This window comes from Streptococcus sp. 1621 (assembly GCF_013276615.1).
Lineage (GTDB): Bacteria > Bacillota > Bacilli > Lactobacillales > Streptococcaceae > Streptococcus.
On sequence record NZ_VMLJ01000016.1, the window covers coordinates 4,665 to 23,650 of the forward strand.

14 protein-coding genes are annotated in these 18,986 nt (G+C 40.1%); 13 read left to right on the plus strand and 1 reads right to left on the minus strand.

Going from position 1 to position 18,986, the window contains the following annotated elements; all coding sequences use genetic code 11:
* Nucleotides 1–37 precede the first annotated feature (37 nt).
* The 13 genes from HT697_RS04125 (at nucleotide 38) to HT697_RS04185 (ending at nucleotide 18,676) form a co-directional block, all read left to right on the plus strand.
* The gene (locus HT697_RS04125; RefSeq protein WP_173262267.1) at nucleotides 38–898 is read left to right on the plus strand and encodes a YihY/virulence factor BrkB family protein; all 861 of its coding nucleotides are present in this window, start codon (nucleotides 38–40) and stop codon (nucleotides 896–898) included.
* 209 nt (nucleotides 899–1,107) lie between these two features.
* Entirely contained in the window at nucleotides 1,108–1,818 is a 711-nt protein-coding gene (gene ccdA2 / locus HT697_RS04130) for a thiol-disulfide oxidoreductase-associated membrane protein CcdA2 (protein WP_173217733.1), read from the plus strand.
* Between the two features lie 20 nt (nucleotides 1,819–1,838).
* The gene (locus HT697_RS04135) at nucleotides 1,839–2,405 is read left to right on the plus strand and encodes a redoxin family protein (protein WP_173233648.1); all 567 of its coding nucleotides are present in this window, start codon (nucleotides 1,839–1,841) and stop codon (nucleotides 2,403–2,405) included.
* A 10-nt stretch (nucleotides 2,406–2,415) separates the two neighbouring features.
* Nucleotides 2,416–3,528: a peptide-methionine (R)-S-oxide reductase MsrB gene (msrB, locus tag HT697_RS04140; protein WP_173262270.1), complete on the plus strand. Its 1,113-nt coding sequence runs from the start codon at nucleotides 2,416–2,418 to the stop codon at nucleotides 3,526–3,528.
* Nucleotides 3,529–3,598: 70 nt separating this feature from the next.
* A complete protein-coding gene (locus HT697_RS04145; protein ID WP_173262273.1) occupies nucleotides 3,599–4,336 on the plus strand; it encodes a response regulator transcription factor in 738 nt (245 codons plus the stop codon).
* Nucleotides 4,333–6,024, plus strand: coding sequence for a sensor histidine kinase (locus HT697_RS04150; protein ID WP_173262276.1), 1,692 nt, complete (start codon nucleotides 4,333–4,335; stop codon nucleotides 6,022–6,024). The genes HT697_RS04145 and HT697_RS04150 overlap by 4 nt, the downstream gene beginning before the upstream one ends.
* A 114-nt stretch (nucleotides 6,025–6,138) precedes the next feature.
* Nucleotides 6,139–6,702, plus strand: a complete 564-nt coding sequence (locus HT697_RS04155) for a TIGR01440 family protein (protein ID WP_173253336.1) — start codon at nucleotides 6,139–6,141, stop codon at nucleotides 6,700–6,702.
* 21 nt (nucleotides 6,703–6,723) lie between these two features.
* Nucleotides 6,724–13,518, plus strand: coding sequence for a ZmpA/ZmpB/ZmpC family metallo-endopeptidase (locus HT697_RS04160; protein ID WP_173262279.1), 6,795 nt, complete (start codon nucleotides 6,724–6,726; stop codon nucleotides 13,516–13,518).
* Nucleotides 13,519–13,587: 69 nt separating this feature from the next.
* Nucleotides 13,588–15,309 (plus strand): aminodeoxychorismate synthase component I, encoded by a 1,722-nt coding sequence (gene pabB, locus HT697_RS04165; RefSeq protein ID WP_164226711.1) that lies wholly within the window; start codon nucleotides 13,588–13,590, stop codon nucleotides 15,307–15,309.
* Nucleotides 15,310–15,927: an alpha/beta hydrolase gene (locus HT697_RS04170; protein WP_164226712.1), complete on the plus strand. Its 618-nt coding sequence runs from the start codon at nucleotides 15,310–15,312 to the stop codon at nucleotides 15,925–15,927.
* Between the two features lie 49 nt (nucleotides 15,928–15,976).
* The gene (locus tag HT697_RS10455) at nucleotides 15,977–16,669 is read left to right on the plus strand and encodes an excalibur calcium-binding domain-containing protein (RefSeq protein WP_164226713.1); all 693 of its coding nucleotides are present in this window, start codon (nucleotides 15,977–15,979) and stop codon (nucleotides 16,667–16,669) included.
* 110 nt (nucleotides 16,670–16,779) lie between these two features.
* Nucleotides 16,780–17,739 (plus strand): ROK family glucokinase, encoded by a 960-nt coding sequence (locus HT697_RS04180; RefSeq protein ID WP_050242334.1) that lies wholly within the window; start codon nucleotides 16,780–16,782, stop codon nucleotides 17,737–17,739.
* A gap of 97 nt (nucleotides 17,740–17,836) precedes the next feature.
* Entirely contained in the window at nucleotides 17,837–18,676 is an 840-nt protein-coding gene (locus tag HT697_RS04185) for a thymidylate synthase (protein ID WP_173262282.1), read from the plus strand.
* A gap of 50 nt (nucleotides 18,677–18,726) precedes the next feature.
* Here HT697_RS04185 and HT697_RS04190 read toward each other — a convergent pair whose 3' ends face one another.
* Nucleotides 18,727–18,897 (minus strand): DUF3042 family protein, encoded by a 171-nt coding sequence (locus HT697_RS04190; protein ID WP_001051777.1) that lies wholly within the window; start codon nucleotides 18,895–18,897, stop codon nucleotides 18,727–18,729.
* Between the last annotated feature and the right edge of the window lie 89 nt (nucleotides 18,898–18,986).

The following is an 18,986-nucleotide window of genomic DNA, read 5'->3' on the forward strand; positions in this document are numbered from 1 at the left end:
TTCATTGAGTATAAGATTATAAGTGAAGGAGTGTTACATGAAAAAGTGGTGGAACGAGCTGATAGACAAGCATTTAGTAAAAGCCTTTTTGTATTATTATCAAGCATCAGATAGTGAGTTGACCAGTGTCGCGGTAGCCTACTATTGGTTGATTTCGATTTTTCCCCTGCTTTTGGTGGTGGTCAATATCCTCCCCTATTTTCAGATTCCTGTGGGAGAATTTCTGGGCTTTATGAAAGACGTCCTGCCCCCAAGCCTCTATGAAGGTGTGGAAAAAATAGCCAGAGAAGTCTTGACGCAACCTTCAACAGGTTTGTTGAGTTTTTCTGTCTTGTCGGCGCTATGGAGTTTTTCAAAATCTATGAATTTCTTGCAAAAAGCTTTTAACAAGGCTTATGGCGTCGAAAAGAGTCGTGGACTTATTTCCCATCAGATGGTGAGTCTCCTGGTCAGTTTTGGTTTGCAGCTCCTCTTTGCGTTTGCCTTGTTTTTGAGCTTATTTGGGCAGATGATTTTGGATTTACTTGCTCATTATTGGACAAAAGATGGCATTATCTATCAGGCTTTACAAGGTTTGGAAGGTCCTCTGACTTACGCCCTCCTCTTTGCTATCTTGGTCATGCTTTATTATTTTCTTCCTAATCTATCTAACAGGAAACTTAGTTATACCCTACCAGGCAGTGCCTTTGTTCTCTTAGTGATTTTAGTTCTACTAACTCTGTTCTCTAGTTATCTCAATTACTATGTCCATCATTTAGTGGATGTCCGAATTTTAGGTTCTGTTCTTCTTGTTGTTATGATGTTTTGGTTTATCTTGATTGCTAAAATTGTTATCCTAGGCGCAGTTATCAATGCCAGTGTGCAGAGTTTGAAAGATCCGAGCTTTAGAAAAGATTAACTATTTATCTATTACAAAAACGCATAGTATCGAGGCTTTATAGAACCTTGATACTATGCGCTTTTGTGCTTTGGTAGTTTTTGTATAGTTTTTGTCTAAGATTTCTAAATCATCTGATTAAATTCCTATTTTTCCCTATCATTGTCCCTGTTTTTTCGAAAATGGAAGGAGTATAATAAACCTATCAATAAAATGATAGGAGGAACTTTATGGGTCATATTTTCTTTTTTCTAAGTGTCTTTTTGGCAGGGATTCTATCCTTCTTTTCTCCTTGTATCTTACCCTTGTTACCAGTTTATGCAGGGGTGTTACTAGATGATAAGGATGGTGCTCAGGCTTCTAGCAACAAATTTTCAATCTCAGTTACTAGTTTATTGCGAACGCTGGCCTTTATAGCGGGGATTTCCTTTATCTTTATTTTGTTGGGCTATGGAGCTGGTTTTTTAGGCGATTTGCTTTATGCTTCTTGGTTCCAATATGTGACGGGTGCGGTTATCATTCTCTTAGGCTTGCACCAGATGGAGATTCTACACTTTAAGGGGCTTTATAAGGAAAAGAGGTTACAACTGCAAAGACAGGGGCAACATGGTAAGGGCTATAGTCAGGCATTTTTGCTGGGTTTGACCTTTAGTTTTGCTTGGACACCTTGTGTGGGGCCGGTTCTGGGGTCTGTTTTAGCCTTGGCGGCTTCAGGTGGCTCAGGTGCTTGGCAGGGAGCTGGTCTCATGTTGGTGTATACGCTGGGTTTGGCGCTACCATTTTTGGTTCTAGCTCTGGCCTCTAGCTATGTTTTGAAACATTTCCGAAAACTCCATCCTTATCTCGGAATCCTCAAAAAAGTGGGTGGGTTTCTCATTATCCTGATGGGAATCTTGGTTCTGTTTGGAAATGCTTCAATTTTAAGTCAATTATTTGAATAAAAATGGAAAGGAATATCAGTATGAAAAAATGGCAAACATGTGTTCTTGGAGCAGGTTCGCTCCTTTGTTTGACGGCTTGTTCAGGCAAGTCCATGACCAGTGAACACCAAATGAAAGATGAGATGAAGATGGAGCAGACAGCTAGTAAAACAAGCACGGCTAAAGGGAAAGAAGTGGCTGATTTTGAGCTAACTGGAGTAGATGGCAAGACCTACCGCTTGTCTGATTATAAGGGAAAGAAAGTCTATCTTAAATTCTGGGCTTCTTGGTGTTCCATCTGTTTAGCTAGCCTTCCAGATACGGACGAAATCGCTAAAGAAGCTGGATATGACTATGTTGTCTTGACAGTAGTGTCACCAGGACACAAGGGAGAGCAATCTGAAGCGGACTTTAAGAATTGGTATAAGGGCTTGGATTATAAAAATTTCCCAGTCCTAGTTGACCCATCAGGCAAACTTTTGGAAAGTTATGGTGTCCGTTCTTACCCAACTCAAGCCTTTATAGACAAGGAAGGAAAGCTGGTCAAAACGCAACCAGGTTTTATGGAAAAAGATGCGATTTTGCAAACTTTGAAGGAATTGGCCTAGGAGGTGTTCTATGAATGATAAGTTAAAAATCATCTTGTTGCTAGGAGTATTTTTCCTAGCCATAACCGGTTTCTATTTTCTATTGATGCGAAATGCAGGACAGACAGATGCCTCGCAAATTGAGAAAGCGGCAGTTAGCCAAGGAGGAAAAACAGTGAAAAAAACAGAAGTTAGTAAAGACGCAGACTTGCACGAAATTTATCTAGCTGGAGGTTGTTTCTGGGGAGTGGAGGAATACTTCTCCCGCGTTCCCGGAGTGACAGATGCCGTATCAGGCTATGCAAATGGTAGAGGGGAAACAACCAAGTACGAATTGATTAACCAAACAGGTCATGCGGAGACTGTTCATGTTACCTATGATGCCAATCAAATTTCCCTCAAGGAAATCCTGCTTCATTATTTCCGCATTATCAATCCAACCAGCAAAAATAAACAAGGAAATGATGTAGGGACTCAGTATCGTACTGGTGTTTATTACACAGATGACAAGGATTTAGAGGTAATCAACCAAGTCTTTGATGAAGTTGCTAAGAAATACGATCAACCTCTGGCAGTTGAAAAGGAAACCTTGAAGAATTTTGTAGTGGCAGAGGATTACCACCAAGACTATCTCAAGAAAAATCCAAATGGCTACTGCCATATCAATGTCAATCAGGCTGCCTATCCAGTCATTGATGCCAGCAAATACCCAAAACCAAGTGATGATGAATTGAAAAAGACCCTGTCACCTGAGGAGTATGCAGTTACCCAGAAAAATCAAACAGAACGAGCTTTCTCAAACCGCTACTGGGATAAATTTGAATCTGGTATCTATGTGGATGTAGCAACTGGTGAACCCCTCTTTTCATCAAAGGATAAGTTTGAGTCTGGTTGTGGCTGGCCTAGTTTTACCCAACCAATCAGTCCAGATGTTGCCACCTACAAGGAAGATAAGTCCTACAATATGACGCGTATGGAGGTGCGGAGTCGAGTAGGAGATTCTCACCTTGGGCATGTCTTTACGGACGGTCCACAGGACAAAGGTGGCTTGCGCTACTGTATCAATAGCCTCTCTATCCGCTTTATTCCCAAAGACCAAATGGAAGAAAAAGGCTATGCTTATTTACTAGATTATGTCGATTAAGAAGTCTTTCCTAAGCAGTTAGAGGAGAATTTTGCTATACTAATACTAGTAAGTGACAAAGGAGAGAAGCATGACCTACACAATCTTAATCGTAGAAGATGAATATCTGGTAAGACAAGGCTTGACCAAGTTGGTCAATGTAGCAGCCTACGATATGGAAATCATCGGTCAGGCTGAAAATGGAAGGCAGGCTTGGGAGCTAATTCAAAAGCAGATACCAGATATTATTTTAACCGATATCAATATGCCTCAGCTAAATGGCATCCAGTTGGCCAGTCTGGTACGAGAAACCTATCCTCAGGTTCATCTAGTTTTTTTGACAGGCTACGATGATTTTGATTATGCCTTGTCTGCTGTCAAACTCGGTGTGGATGACTACCTGCTTAAGCCCTTTTCTCGTCAGGATATTGAGGAAATGTTGAGGAAAATCAAGCAAAAGTTGGACAAGGAAGAGAAAGAAGAGCAGTTACAAGATTTACTGACCGATAAGTTTGAAGGAAACATGGCCCAGAAAATCCAGTCCCATCTGGCTGATAGCCAGTTTAGTTTAAAGTCTTTGGCCAGTGACTTGGGATTTAGTCCGACTTATCTGAGTTCTTTGATTAAGAAAGAGTTGGGTCTGCCTTTTCAGGATTATCTGGTGAGAGAACGTGTCAAACAAGCCAAGCTTTTGCTTTTGACCACGGATTTAAAGATTTATGAGATCGCAGAGAAGGTTGGTTTTGAAGATATGAACTATTTTACCCAACGCTTTAAGCAGATTGCGGGTGTGACACCTCGTCAGTTTAAGAAGGGAGAAGGCCGATGAAGCGTTCTTCTCTCCTAGTCAGAATGGTTATTTCCATCTTTCTGGTCTTTCTCATTCTCCTAGCTCTGGTTGGGACTTTCTACTATCAATCTAGTTCTTCAGCCATTGAGGCTAGCATTGAGGGCAATAGCCAGACGACTATCAGCCAGACTAGCCACTTTATCCAGTCTTATATCAAAAAATTAGAAACCACCTCGACTAGTTTGACCCAGCAGGCAGATGTCCTGACCTATGCTGAGAATCCCAGTCAAGACAAGGTCAAGGGAATCCGAAATCTATTTTTGACTATCTTGAAGGCAGACCAAGATTTGAAAGCTGTTGTACTGGTCACCAAATCAGGTCAGGTCATTTCTACAGATGACAGTGTGCAGATGAAAACATCCTCTGATATGATGGCTGAAGATTGGTATCAAAAGGCTATTCATCGGGGAGCCATGCCAGTTTTGAACCCAGCTCGTAAATCGGACAGTCAGTGGGTCATTTCTGTCACTCAAGAACTTGTTGATGCAAAGGGAGCCAATCTGGGCGTGCTTCGTTTGGATATTTCCTACGAAACTCTGGAAGCCTATCTCAACCAGCTTCAGTTGGGTCAGCAGGGATTTGCTTTCATTATCAATGAAAAACATGAATTTGTTTATCATCCTCAACACACAGTTTATAGTTCGTCTAGCGAAATGGAGGCCATGAAATCCTACATTGAGACGGGTCAGGGCTATACTTCTGGTCACAAATCCTACGTCAGTCAAGAAAAGATTGCAGGAACTGATTGGACGGTACTTGGCGTATCTTCGCTGGAGAAGTTAGATCAGGTTAGGAATCAACTCTTGTGGACCTTGCTTGGGGCTAGTATCACATCTCTTCTTGTCTGTCTCTGCTTGGTGTGGTTCAGTCTCAAACGCTGGATTGCTCCTTTAAGTGACTTAAGAGAAACCATGCTGGAAATTGCTTCTGGTGGTCAGAATCTTCGTGCCAAGGAAACTGGTGCCTATGAACTGAGAGAAGTGACTCGCCAATTTAATGCCATGTTGGATCGGATTGATCAGCTGATGGCAGATATTCGTAGCCAGGAAGAAACGACCCGTCAGTACCAACTTCAAGCCCTATCAAGTCAGATTAACCCTCATTTCCTCTATAACACCTTGGACACCATCATCTGGATGGCTGAATTTCAGGATAGTCAGCGTGTGGTTCAGGTGACCAAGTCCTTGGCAACCTATTTCCGCTTGGCACTCAATCAAGGCAAGGATTTGATTTGCCTGTCTGATGAAATCAATCATGTTCGCCAGTATCTCTTTATCCAGAAACAACGGTATGGAGATAAGCTGGAATACGAGATTGAGGAAAATCCTACCTTTGATCATCTAGTCTTGCCCAAGTTGGTGTTACAACCTCTGGTGGAAAATGCTCTTTACCATGGCATTAAGGAGAAGGAAGGTCAGGGACATATTAAACTTTCTGTCCAGAAACAGGATTCGGGCTTGGTCATCCGCATTGAGGATGATGGCGTTGGCTTCCAAGCTGCTGGCGATAGTAGTCAAAGTAACCTCAAACGTGGAGGAGTTGGTCTGCAAAATGTCGACCAACGGCTCAAACTTCATTTTGGAGAATATTACCAGATGAAGATTGATTCTAGGCCCCAAAAAGGGACGAAAGTGGAAATATACATAAATAGAATAGAAACTAGCTAACTCCCAGTCAATTCTGGGAGTTTTATGCGTAATTGGGCAAGCTTTCTAGGTTGTCTATCTTGCTAAAAACAAGAAAAAACGGTATGATAGATAGTGACAAAAGAGGTGGCAGAGATGAACGAGACACAGATTCAAAGAGAAACACGTCAGGTATTAGAAGATGTTTTAGAAAAGGCCAATTTGAAGCAGGGTGCCCTTTTTGTTTTAGGTCTATCTTCTAGTGAGGTGATAGGTGGTCAGATTGGGAAACAATCCAGTCAAGAGATTGGTGAGCTGATAGTGGAGACTATCTTGGGTATTCTAGGTAGTAGAGGTATCCATTTAGCAGTTCAAGGCTGTGAGCATGTCAATCGTGCCCTCGTTGTTGAACGTCAGGTGGCAGAGCAGTTTGGTCTGGAAATTGTCAATGTCCTTCCTACCCTTCATGCAGGAGGTTCAGGTCAGTTGGCAGCCTTCAAGTTTATGCAAGATCCAGTTGAGGTTGAATTTATCAAGGCTCATGCTGGATTGGATATCGGAGACACTGCAATTGGCATGCATGTTAAGCATGTTCAGGTTCCGATTCGTCCTCTTTTGAGAGAGATTGGTCATGCCCACGTAACGGCGCTGGCTAGTCGTCCAAAATTAGTCGGAGGTGCGCGTGCGCACTATCCGCGAGATTCTATTAGAAAGTCGTGAGAATGAATAAAGGAGATGAAAGTGTTTAAAAAAGACCGTTTTTCAATTCGTAAGATTAAGGGAGTTGTAGGTTCTGTATTTCTTGGAAGCCTTTTGATGGCTCCTTCTGTAGTGGACGCAGCCACCTATCACTATGTAGATAAAGAGGTTATTTCACAAGAAGCTAAAGATTTAATCCAGACAGGAAAGCCTGATGGAAATGAAGTTGTCTATGGTTTGGTATATCAAAAAGACCAGCTGCCACAAACAGGGACAGAAGCATCTGTTTTGACAGCTTTTGGTTTGCTGACTGTTGGGAGCTTGCTTTTAATCTACAAGAGAAAGAAAATTGCCAGCGTCTTTCTAGTTGGAGCTATGGGATTGGTAGTCCTTCCTAGTGCAGGAGCTGTAGACCCAGTTGCGACCCTAGCACCGGCTAGTCGAGAGGGTGTTGTTGAAATGGAGGGTTATCGCTATGTTGGTTATCTATCAGGTGACATCCTCAAAACGCTTGGCTTGGATACTGTTTTAGAAGAAGCCTCAGCTAAACCTGGAGAGGTGACTGTGGTCGAAGTTGAGAATCCCCAAGTAACAACAAATCAGGAGCAAGCTAAGCCAGAAAACCAAGCAGTAGAGACAGAGGAAGCTCCAAAAGAAGAAGCACCTAAAACAGAAGAAAGTCCAAAGGAAGAACCAAAATCGGAGGTAAAACCTACTGACGAGCCCCTCCCTAAAGTAGAAGAGGGGAAAGAAGATTCAGCAGAACCAGCTTCAGGTGGAGAAGTTGATTCAAAACCAGAGAAAAAAGTAGCAGTTAAGCCAGAAAGTCAACCATCAGACAAACCAGCTGAGGAATCAAAAGTTGCAACTCCAGTAGAACAACCAAAAGTCCCAGAACAACCTGAGCAACCAAGGATACCAAAAGATTCATCACAACAAGAAGATCCTAAAGAGGATAAGGTATCGGAAGAGACACCGAAACAAGAAGATGCACAGCCAGAAGTAGTAAAAACAAAAGATGAGGCTGCTAATCAACCTGTTGAAGAACCAAAAGTGGAAACGCCTGCTGTAGAAAAACAAACGGAACCAGCTGAGAAACCAAAAGTTGAACAAGCAGGTGAACCAGTCGCGCCAAGTGAAGACGAACAGGCACCAGTCGAGCCAGAAAAGCAACCAGAAGCTTCTGAAGAAGAGAAGGCTTCGGAAGAAACCCCGAAACAAGAAGCTGAACAGCCAGCAGTAGAACATAAAACAACTCCTGAAGAGGGTGTGTTAAATGTGATAGAGGTTAAGCCTGAAGTTATAGTAACTAAAGAGCCTGTGCCTTTTAAGACAATTGAGCAAGACGATGAGAATCTCACTAAGGGAGAAACAAAAGTTATTCGAGAAGGTGTGGCAGGTGAACGCACTATTTTAACTGAAGTCACTACTATTGATGGAAAACAGTCTAGTAAAGTATTAGAGGATACAATAACAACCAAGCCAGTAGATGAAATAAAAGGTATTGGTACTAAAGAACCAGTTGATAAAAGTGAGTTAAAGAATCAAATTGATAAAGCTAGTTCAGTTTCTCCTACTGATTATTCTACAGCAAGTTATGGTGCATTGACTCCTGTTTTAGAAACTGCAAAAGGTGTCTATGCTTCAAAGTCTGTAAAACAGCCTGAGGTAAATAGCGAGACAGATAAACTTAAAACGGCTATCGATGCTCTAAGTGTCGATAAAACTGAGTTAAACAAAACTATCGCTGACGCAAAATCAAAAACTAAAGAGCACTACAGTGATGCATCTTGGGCAAACCTTCAAGATGTATTAGCTGAAGCTGAAAAAGTTACAAACACCCCAGCTACTAAGCAAAGCGAAGTTGATCATGTTTATGAAAAACTTAAAGCTGCTGTCGCTGGTTTAACCACAGATAAGACCGAACTTGAAAAACAACTTCACCTTGCAAACGAAAAAACTCAAACTGACTACAGTGCTACATCTTGGAACGCTTTGGAAGAAGCGAAAACTGACGCTCAAACTGTAAAATACAACGACAAAGCTACTCAAGTTCAAATCGATGAAACTGCTAAAAAACTTAAAGCTGCTATTGATGCATTAAAAACTGATAAGACTGAACTGGAAAAACAACTTGCTGATGCTAACTCTAAGACAGAAGCTGATCATAGTCCTGCGACTTGGTCTGCATTAGAAGAAGCGAAAAAAACTGCTCAAGCCGTAGAAGATAACGCTACTGCTACTCAAACTCAAATCGATGAAGCCGCTAAGAACTTGAAAGCCGCTATTGATGCACTTAATGTTGATAAAACAAAATTACAAGAGCAAATAACAGTTGCTAATCAAAAACAAGAAACTGACTACAGTCCAAAAACTTGGAACAACTTCAAACAAGCCGAAATCAAAGCCAAAGAAATCAACGATCAAACTACTCCACTTCCTAAACAAAGTGAAATAGATGCGGCTACTAAAGCTCTTCAAGCCGCTATAAATGCTCTTGCCGTCGATAAGACTGCATTGCAAAATGCTATTAACACAGCTAACAGCAAACATAAAGAAGAATACACTACTCAAACATGGAAAGCTTTAGAAGATGCCCTTGTAGCAGCAAACCCTGTAAATTCAGATGAAGCTGCCACTCAAAGTAAAGTAGATGATGCTACTAGAAGATTACAAGAAGCTATCAAAAACTTAGTTCCATTGACTGAAAAACCAGTATTAAAATTTGTAAACACTGATAAGAAAGTATTAGAACGTGAAGCAATTGCTAAGTATTCTCTAGAAAACCAAAATAAAACAAAAATTAAATCAATTACAGCTACTCTGAAAAAAGGAGAAACAGTTGTTAGCACTGTAGAGCTTACAGGCGATGATGTAAATAATGAAACTATAGACGCAGCATTTAAAAACCTAGAGTATTACAAAGAATACACTCTATCTACAACTATGGTTTACGATAGAGGTAACGGTGATGTAACAGAAATCTTAGATAATCAACCAATCCAACTAGACCTTAAAAAAGTTGAGATTAAAGATATTAAAGAAACAAGATTGATGAAAGTGGATGAGAATGGAAATGAAACAGATAGTAGCCTTCTAGAAACTGTTCCAGAAAATCTAACGTCATATTATCTAAAAATTACCACTAATCATAATAAAGTAACAAGGCTTGCCATTACTAATATAGAGGAAGTAACTGAGGAGGAGACATCCCTATTTAAAGTTACTGCTTCAGCTCCTGATTTAATCCAACGTGATTCAAATAATAGCTTGAGTCAAACGTACACTTATTACATAGAGAAACCCAAAGCATCGCAAAATAACGTTTACTATAACTTCAAAGATTTAGTAGATGCTATGCAGAAAAATCCTAACGGTGAGTTTAAATTAGGAAAAAGTTTAGATGCACAGTATCTAGATGTTAGTAGTAAATCATATGTAACAGGTAATTTTAAGGGTACGCTCTCTAGTGATGGCGATAAGCACTATGCTATTTATAATTTGAAAAAGCCTTTATTTCATTTAATTGATAATGGTAAAGTGCAAAATATTAATTTTGAAAATGTGAATATCAATCTTCCGTCAGAAGATCATGTTTCTGTCATCAGTCATAAAATGCAAGGTGACCAGTCTCTTATTAAAGATGTTAAAGTAACGGGTAATATTACAGGTCGTAATCATGTGGCTGGATTTGTGAACTGGATAGAGCATGCTTCAAGACTTGAAAATATAGCTTTTATAGGTAATATCCATACAACTGGTAATGGTGCTAACTCCTATATGGGAGGTATTGCAGGCCGTATGTACGAAGGTATTATTGATAGAGCTTATGTCGATGCTAATCTTACAGGTAATCGTGTACGTGTTGGTGGAATTGTTGCCGTCATGGAACATAGAATAAATGGTGCTGGACGTGATAGATTTACAAAATTACGTAAGTCAGTTATGAAAGGTGTGATTAATTTATCAAACCCTGTTGAAGCTGGAGGTTTAATCAGTAAAAACTGGCCTTGGGGAAATGCTGATGACAATGTGAGTTACGCTAAGGTAGTAAAAGGTGAAATATTATATGGTTCTCCAGATATTAATGACAGTGATTTTGCATTTCCATATATTAAAAACAACTATAGTGTTTTAGGAGTTAGTGTCGGTAGTAAGTCATATACTTTATCCCATAATTTGAAAGAAATTTCCAAAGAAGATGCTGATAAACGTGTAGCTGGTTATGGCATTACTGCAAATTTGTTTGAGAGTGAAGAACTTCAAACAAATAGATTAAACAATATTGAAACTAAAGATAAAGAATATAAACTGATTCAAAACTACAAATCAGAATATGACCAAGCTTATAGAAATATTGCTAAACTTCAACCATTTTATAACAAAGACTGGATTGTAAATCAGGGTAATAAGTTAGAGCAAGATTCAAATCTTGTGAAGAAAGAAGTATTATCTGTTACAGGTATGAAGAATGGTCAATTTGTTACAGATTTATCTGATATTGATAAGATTATGATTCACTACGCTGATGGTATAAAGGAAGAAATGTCCGTGGCAGTCAATTCTGATTCTGGAGTAGCTCAAGTGAAAGAATATAATATAGTCGGTCAAAATATTGTTTACACACCAAACATGGTTGTTAAAGATCGTAGTGATCTGATGACTAAGGTTAAGGAAGCCTTGACTTCAGTAGAACTTCAGTCTGCGGGTGTCCGTTCGATCTTGGATAGACGTAATGACAGTAAAGATAAGAGTGCAAACACAGAGCAACGCCAAAATGGATATATTCGTGACTTCTATTTTGAGGAACATTTCCAAGAATTGAAGTCTAATATGGATACGATTGTCAAACATCTTGTGGAATCAGAAGATCATCAATTAAACATATCAGACGCAACTCAAAGAGCTCTTGTTAAGAAAGTTCAAGACAATAGCGCAAAAATTATGTTAGGTCTTGCTTACCTAAATCGATATTATGGTATCAATTTTGATGGTAAAACCATTAAAGACTTAATGATGTTTAAACCAGATTTTTATGGTAAAAATGTAGATGTCTTAGATAGACTGATTGAAATTGGTTCAAAAGAAAATACTTTAAAAGGTCATCGTACACATGATGCATTTAGAGAGGTATTGGCTAAGAACACGGTGTCTGGAAATCTTATTGACTTCTTACGATATAATATGAAGTTATTGACAGCCGACACAAATTTGAATGATTGGTTTATTCACTCCACTGAAGGTAAGGTTTATGTAGCAGAACGTCAGTCACGTGAAGAGGCTATTAAAACTGCTAAGTATCGTGCTTTTGACAATTTATCTCGCGGATACCATCAAAAGATGATTTTACCGCTCCTTAACCTTAAACAAACCCAAGCATTCTTGATATCGACCTACAATACTATATCATTTGGGACTGCTAATAAATACAATACCACACTGGATAAGTGGAAGGATAATATTAATTTGGCTGCAGACAGACAAATTAACTATCTTGATTTCTGGTATCGTTTAGCAACAGATGCGGTAAAAAATAAGCTTGTCAAAGATATTGTAACTCCAGTATGGGAAGGTTACCAAGTTTGGGGTCATAAATGGGGGCAATGGATGGATAAATATGGTAAGTTCGAAGATGGAACAGGCATTTATCCACCTACTCGTGAGCTTTATGGTCCTGTCGGTGAGCATTACGGTCCTAATGGAGCTGTTGCTGGGGCATATGCTACATATTATGATGACAAGAATGATACTCGAGCTAAAGTTGTATTTGTTATGTCTGATATGATTAGTGAATATGGTGCGTCTGCATTTACGCATGAGACTACTCATATAAATGACCGCGTAGCTTACTATGGAGGATACACGCATCGTGAAGGAACATTCTTAGAAGCCTTTGCTCAAGGCATGTTACAGTCCCCAGCAGAACATGGACACCAAGGTGAATACGGCGCACTTGGATTAAATATGGCATTTGAACGTTCAAATGATGGTAATCAATGGTACAACTATAACCCTAATAAGCTTCAATCACGAGAAGCTATTGATAAATATATGAAGAACTATAATGAAGCTCTGATGATGTTAGATTCTCTTGAAGCTGAAGCTGTCTTACCAAAATTACAAGGTAACAATGATAGCTGGTTCAAGAAAATGGATAAACAAATGCGTAAGGACGGACAACCTCACCAGTTTGACAAAATTCGCGATTTAAATGACACTGAGAAAGCACTTCAATTAAATAACATTAATGATTTAATTGATAATAATTTCATTACCAAACATGGTGCTCCTGGAAATAACACATACGATCCATCTGATTTTAGAACTGCTTATGTGAATATAAATATGATGACTGGTATCTATGGTGGTAATACCAGTGATGGTGCTCCTGGGGCTGCATCATTTAAACATAATGCATTTCGTATGTGGGGATATTTCGGATACGAAAATGGATTCATCGGATATGTTTCTAATAAATATAAATCCGAAGCCAATAAAGCAAGTCAAACTCTAAGTGATAAATTTATTATTGATAAAGTTTCTGGTGGTAAATTTAAAACTCTTGAAGACTGGAAAAAAACTTGGTATGAGGAAGTTCTTACAAAAGCTCAAAGAGGATTCACAGAAATTAATATTGACGGTGAAAACATCTCTTCATATAGTAGACTACAAGCATTATTCAATGCAGCTGTGACTAAAGATTTACAGGAGTTAAATGACCCTAAAATTAAAGACAAATATACAAATACTGTAAATCTTAAAGCTAAAGTGTACAAAGCATTACTTAAAAACACAGACGGTTTCTCTGGTGATCTATTTACTGCACCACAAGCATAGGGATGAATAAAATCGTAAAAAGGTAGATCAGCTTTGTCTGTATCTGCCTTTTTATGCTATACTTAAGCTATGCATAGAAAAACAGTGATTGATTTTAGGGCTTTGGGGGAGAGATACATCTTTACCCAGCCTATCAAAGAGTTAAAAACGAGAGATTTAGCGGAAGTAACAGCCTTGCTGGCACAAGTGGAAAGCTACCAAGAGCATGGCTACTATGTGGTGGGTTATGTCAGCTATGAGGCTGCACCTGCTTTTGAGGAGAAATTAGCAGTTCATAAAGCTCCTTTACTGGCAGAGTATCTGCTATATTTTACCGTTCATGATAGGGTAGAAACATCCCCTATTCCTCTGATTTATGATGAGGTTGATTTGCCTTCAAATTGGCAGGAAGTAACGTCTGCAACAGACTATGAAAAGGCGATTGCCCAGATTCACTATCATTTGCGGCAGGGAGACACCTATCAGGTCAACTACACTGTCCAACTCAAGCAGGAGTTGTCTGCCAATCCTTTTGCTATCTACAATCGTATGGTGGTAGAGCAGGAGGCGGGCTACAATGCCTATGTGGAACATGACGAGATGGCAGTGATTTCCATGAGTCCAGAGCTCTTTTTTGAGCAGAATGACCGCGAGTTGACAACGCGCCCAATGAAGGGAACGACTCAGCGTGGGGTAACTGACCAAGAAGATCTTGAACAGGCTAGTTGGCTGGAGCAGGATCCCAAAAATCGCTCTGAAAACATGATGATTGTGGACCTCTTGCGCAACGATATGAATCGTATTTCTGAGGTGGGGAGTGAGCACGTGGAGCGTCTTTGCCAAGTAGAACAGTATTCAACGGTTTGGCAGATGACTTCGACCATCAAGAGTCAATTGCGAGAGGATGTGGACCTTGTTGAAATTTTTCGCTCTCTCTTTCCTTGTGGATCCATAACGGGCGCACCGAAAATTGCGACTATGGAGATTATCAAGGACTTGGAGCCACAACCGCGCGGAGTCTACTGTGGAACGATTGGTCTCTTGCTTCCAAATGGACGACGGATTTTTAATGTTGCTATCCGTACTATTCAACTTCACAAAGGTCAAGCCATCTATGGAGTTGGCGGAGGTATTACATGGGATAGCACTTGGGAATCTGAATATCGTGAGGTTCATCAAAAGGCTGCTGTGCTTTATCGGAAACAAGCTCTTTTCCAAATAATTACAACTGGAAAAATCAGCCAAAAACAACTGCTGTTTGAAGAACAACATCTGGAAAGACTGAGAAAAGCTAGTCGGTATTTTGCCTTTCCATTTGATTCAGAAAACTTGAAACAAAAGATAGAGGAAGAGTGTCAGGATTGTGACATTGATCAAGACTACCGCTTGCGAATTAGCCTTAGCAAGTCTGGAGAGATAGAAGTCGATCGTCAAGTATTGGAACCTCTCAGTCCAACCTTCTGCCATGCCCAACTCTGCCTGCAGGAAGCCAATTTGCAACAAGCATTTACCTATTTTAAAACAAGCCACCGACCGCATTTGAGCCTAGGGGAACAAGAGAAGATATACCACAATAAGTCAGGAGAGCTACTTGAAACCTCTATTGGAAATTTGGTTCTGAAAATCGCTGGAAAACTCTACACACCGCCTATCAGACTTGGTATCTTGCCAGGAATTTACCGTCAGTATTTACTAGAAACAGGACAAGTAGAAGAGAAAGTCTTGACCTTGACAGACTTAGCCCAAGTTGAGGCTATATATGGCTGTAATGCAGTGAGAGGCTTGTATGAACTAAGACTTGAGGAGAATTAGATGAAACTGATATTTTTGCATGGGTTAGGGCAGTCCGGAGAGAGTTGGAAAGAAGTTCGGAATCTACTGACAGATTATTCTTCTGAGGCTATCGAGTTATTTCCTTCTGGAGTTGGCAGCTATCAAAAAGCCAAGGAGCGAGTTTATCAGCAACTAGCTCAAGAGATAGAACCTTTTGTTTTGATTGGATTGTCCTTAGGTGCTGCCCTGGCACTAGAACTTTCCAGTTACGATTTACCAAATCTTCGAGCTTTGGTTTTATCAGGATGCCCGCTTAAATTAGCAGGGAATATCCTATTTTATCTTCAGTTGCTGATTTTTAAACTACTTCCCAAAAGACTATTTGAAAAACAGGGGGCAGACAAGACTTTTATAATAGGTATTTCCAAAGAATTGAAGACACTTGATTTAACGGATATAGCAGGGATTTGCCCCTATCCAACCTTACTAATTTGTGGCAGCAAAGATAAACCGAATCTTAGTTCTATGAGAAGTCTTCATAAACTAATATCAGAATCCCAATTTCAGATTATCCCAGACGGCTCTCATGTCTTGAATAAGGAAAAACCAAAGGAGTTTGTAGAAAATACCAGAAGTTTCCTTGAATTGCTGAAATAAGTTTGATAAAATAATATTGAAATCGATAACATTCCTATAGGAGAAAGTAATGAACAAACGTCTATTTTTTAAAATGAGTTTGGCGACGTTGTCAGTTTTAGCCTTATTTTCACAACCAGTTTTAGCAGAGGAAAATATTCATTTTTCTAGTTGTAAAGAAGCTTGGGCGAATGGATACGCAGATATTCACAAGGGAGAACCTGGGTATTCTGCCAGGTTAGACCGCGATCATGATGGTGTGGCTTGTGAATTGAAAAATGCCCCTAAGGGTGCCTTTAAAGCAAAACAAGAGACTACAACCCAAACTGATACAAGTTCAGCAACAACAAGTGGCTGGGTTAAGCAGGATGGTACTTGGTATTACTTTGATGGAAATGGCAATCCAGTGAAAAATGCATGGCAGGGAAGCTATTACCTGAAAGCAGACGGGAAAATGGCCCAGAGCGAATGGATTTATGATTCATCCTATCAAGCTTGGTATTATTTGAAATCAGATGGTTCTTATGCAAAAAATGCATGGCAAGGGGCTTATTACCTTAAATCAAACGGTAAAATGGCACAAGGTGAGTGGGTTTATGACTCTTCTTATCAAGCTTGGTATTATTTGAAATCTGATGGTTCTTATGCTCGCAATGCATGGCAAGGCAATTACTATTTGAAATCAGATGGTAAAATGGCTAAAAATGAGCGAGTTGATGGAGGCCGTTACTATGTAGATGCCTCAGGTCTCTGGAAACCATAAATCAGATAAAATTTAGAAAGTTAATGCAAACCTTTGCATAAATGACTGAATTTTGTTATACTAGTACTGTAAGCATTTTCAATTACTATACAATGAAAAAGGAGAATATGATGAGTCAAAAGATTATTGGGATTGACCTTGGTGGAACTTCTATCAAATTTGCAATCTTAACAACAGCAGGAGAAATCCAAGAAAAATGGTCTATCAAGACTAATATTTTGGATGAGGGAAGTCATATCGTAGATGATATGATTGAGTCTATTCAACACCGTTTGGACTTGCTTGGATTGGTAGCCGCGGACTTCCAAGGTATTGGAATGGGATCACCAGGTGTGGTTGACCGTGAAAACGGGACTGTTATTGGTGCCTACAATTTGAACTGGAAAACCCTTCAACCAATTAAAGAGAAAATTGAAAAAGCCTTGGGCATTCCATTCTTCATCGATAATGATGCCAACGTAGCAGCTCTTGGTGAACGTTGGATGGGTGCTGGAGATAACCAACCAGATGTTGTCTTTATGACACTCGGTACTGGTGTTGGTGGCGGTATCGTCGCTGAAGGTAAACTGCTTCACGGTGTTGCTGGTGCAGCAGGTGAGCTTGGTCACATCACTGTTGACTTTGACCAACCAATCGCATGTACTTGCGGTAAGAAAGGTTGCCTTGAGACAGTTGCTTCAGCAACAGGGATTGTCAACTTGACTCGTCGCTATGCCGATGAATACGAAGGCGATGCAGCCTTGAAACGCTTGATCGATAACGGAGAAGAAGTAACTGCTAAGACTGTCTTTGATTTGGCAAAAGAAGGAGACGACCTTGCTTTGATCGTTTACCGTAATTTCTCACGTTACTTGGGAATCGCTTGTGCCAACATCGGTTCAATCCTAAACCCATCAACAATCGTTATCGGTGGCGGTGTGTCAGCTGCAGGAGAATTCCTTCTACAAGGTGTTCAAAAAGTCTACGACGAAAATAGCTTCCCACAAGTACGCACATCCACTAAATTGGCTCTTGCAACTCTAGGAAATGACGCTGGAGTTATCGGAGCAGCATCACTTGTATTGCAATAAAATAATAAAAGAGGAAAAATACTAACCTAGAGTTAGTAATGTTCCTCTTTTCTTTTTTATGCTATACTAGTTAGGACAATGAATGAGGTGAAACGAAATGACAAAAGCAGATACAATCTTTAAAGAAAATATTGAACGAATCCTCAAAGACGGTGTCTTTTCAGAGCAGGCGCGTCCCAAGTACAAGGATGGGACTGTTGCCAACTCCAAGTATGTAACGGGTGCCTTTGCAGAGTATGACTTGGTAAAAGGAGAATTTCCTATCACAACCTTGCGTCCTATTGCCATTAAATCAGCTATCAAGGAAGTACTTTGGATTTACCAAGACCAGTCTAATAGCCTAGAAGTGCTAAATAGCAAGTACAATGTTCACTACTGGAATGACTGGGAAGTGGGAGATACAGGGACCATTGGGGAACGTTATGGTGCCGTTGTTAAGAAACACGATATCATCAATAAGCTTCTCAAACAGTTGGCAGCCAATCCTTGGAACCGCCGCAATATCATATCACTCTGGGATTACCAAGCTTTCGAAGAAACAGATGGGCTACTCCCATGTGCCTTTCAGACCATGTTTGATGTCCGCCGTGTAGATGGAGAAATCTACCTAGATGCGACTTTGACCCAGCGCTCCAATGATATGCTAGTGGCCCACCACATCAATGCTATGCAGTATGTGGCTTTGCAGATGATGATTGCCAAGCATTTTGGCTGGAAGGTTGGGAAGTTCTTCTACTTTATCAACAACCTCCATATCTATGATAATCAATTTGAACAAGCTCAGGAATTGCTTCGTCGGGAGCCGTCTGACTGCCAACCTCGCTTGGTTTTGAATGTTCCTGATGGGACTAATTTCTTTGATATTAAAGCAGAAGATTTTGACTTGGTGGATTATGACCCCGTTAAGCCACAGTTGAAGTTTGACCTAGCTATATAAAAGAATAGAAAAAAGAAGTTGAGACAATGAATCCCAACTTCTTTTGTTTTTTAACGTGATACGCGGCGGCGAGCTGCTTTTTTACGGTTTTCTTCGATGAAAGCTGCTTTTTGCTCTTCTGGTTCGATTACTTTCTTTTTAAATGCGTATACCGCGCCTGCAAGTGCAGCGACAGTTCCTGCGACACCTGTTACAAGACCTTTAGCGAATCCTTTAGCCATGAGTCTTCCTCCTTTATATTCTCAATCAGCCAGCCTCCTCAAGAGGTCACATTTTCCTGACTGACCTTTTTGTGTTATAATAATAGTAA